The organism is Lactobacillus sp. UMNPBX4 (assembly GCF_002554115.1).
GTDB lineage: Bacteria > Bacillota > Bacilli > Lactobacillales > Lactobacillaceae > Lactobacillus > Lactobacillus gallinarum.
Map to the genome: position 1 here is coordinate 1 of NZ_PCZF01000099.1, position 1,794 is coordinate 1,794.

2 protein-coding genes are annotated in these 1,794 nt (G+C 39.3%); both read right to left on the reverse strand.

Annotation, left to right across the window (positions count from 1 at the left end):
- Positions 1-143: 143 nt before the first annotated feature.
- Complete coding sequence (locus tag CP355_RS09810; protein ID WP_089145235.1) at positions 144-1,436, reverse strand: RNA-guided endonuclease TnpB family protein; 1,293 nt, start codon at positions 1,434-1,436, stop codon at positions 144-146.
- A 30-nt stretch (positions 1,437-1,466) separates the two neighbouring features.
- Positions 1,467-1,794: IS607 family transposase (locus CP355_RS09815; protein WP_143468329.1), on the reverse strand; the 328-nt coding region annotated here is incomplete at its 5' end.

The window sequence follows — 1,794 nt, forward strand, 5'->3', positions numbered from 1 at the left end:
TATTTTCATACATTTTGGACTATTCGTGCTTTCCATTTCTCTTACCAACGTCTACGCTAGTATTCCGATATTTCAATTTAGAAGTAATCGCATTGACTAGCTCTTTTGGCATTTTTTCGGACGTAGCCTCGCCCGCAATTATCTTATAAGGCTCGATTTAACTCTGGATGCTTTACTAGCAGCGTTAGGTTGGCCATGGCATTTTCGTCGCGATCAACCTTTTTATTGTAATTAGGACAGCTAGGATTATAACAGACAAACTCGTTATGCTTGGTGCCATGCTTTTTATTGCCCTGCAGCGTGATCTTTTCATCGCCTTTTTTGACCAAGCCGCATGCTGCGCATCTTTGCGTTGATGGATATAGCTTGTTGGCAATAATCAGTTCTTTACCATACCATTCGCATTTATATGTTAAAAGCTTTCTAAACAAGCCAAACATGCTTCGATGCATGCCTTTTGAAGCCACATGGCTCATAAGCATGCCTTTGACTCCCAGATCTTCAATCGCTATTTGATCGTAATTGTTTACCAGTTCAGTAGTAAATTTATGCATTAAATCCGTTTGAATGTTTTGGGCACGCTGATAGGATGCCTGAAGCTTGATTCTCGTCTTCAAGTATTTCTTGCTTTGCGCACCTTTAATTCTACCGTTGACTGTTCGCTTCTTTGCCAGCTGCTTTTGATAATGCTTTATTTTGCTGTATGTTTTGGTCAAAGACTTAGGAATAATCAAAAGCTGACCATCTTCATAATTGAAATGGCCTACGTTTATATCTACCCCGGTCGCTTTGCCTGTTTTCTTTTTGATTTCGAACCTATCTTTGGGGATCTTATATGGAATTGCCACATAATACCTATCCCTTACTCGATAGAAAGACATTGTTCCTGTAGGATAATCAAAAGGCTTTTCTGACAATTTTATTGGTTGCCAATTTGCTTTCAACCCTTGAGGCTTTTCCAAAACCAGCTTGCCATTAACAATTCTAGCTTGGTCGCTCTTGAAGCCTTGCTTGGGAGCCCGCTTAGATTTAAATTTAGGCTTGCCCCAATCTTTTTGAGCCTTATTGAAAAAATTTTGCCAGGCTTTGCCCAAATCCTGTACGGCTAGCTGCAATAGATGGGCTGAATAGCTAAATTGCCAGTCTTCTTTTTCTGCCACTAGTTTATTCCTGATGGCTTTCCAATTAGGCGCAGGATAGCTGGCAAGCATTTCTTCTTGTTCGGCAGTAAATTTGCGTTGACTCTTGGCCTTTCGCAGTTCAGCTTTGATCTCTTTATCAAGCATCAGCTGCCTAATGTCGTATTCGTCATTCCACAAAGCCAAGGCTTCATTCCAGCAGAATCTCCGATAATCGCAATTGCGATCAAAAACAGCCTTCATCTGTTTGTTGGGAAACAGCTCATAGGATTTGGTTTTTATATAGTATTCTGGCATTTTATCCACCTCCTTTTATAGATGCATCGCTTATTCTTTTAAATTAGGATCGTTCTTTATTTTGTTTTTATACCTTCTCAGTCCATAAAGACGGCATGAAAAAACATGAATAATGCTAATTAAGTCTTCCACTAGCTCCTTATCTGGCGAAGTATCCTCATTGTTTAAGACGATTATCTTACAGTCATGCCAAGCACAAAATTCTTGAAAGAACTTAAAGCCAAAACGGATAAAGCGATCTTCATAAGTAACGTAGATCTCTTTAATCTGATTTGCATCGATGTCTTTGATCAACTTAAGCCATTTAGGACGTTTATAGTTTAAGCCCGATCCAATATCTGAGATATATTCATCGGCG

What these genes read in the sequence shown, in the direction of transcription:
- CP355_RS09810 (WP_089145235.1), bottom strand. Translation starts at nt 1,436, where the DNA reads ATGCCAGAATACTATATAAAAACCAAATCCTATGAGCTGTTTCCCAAC.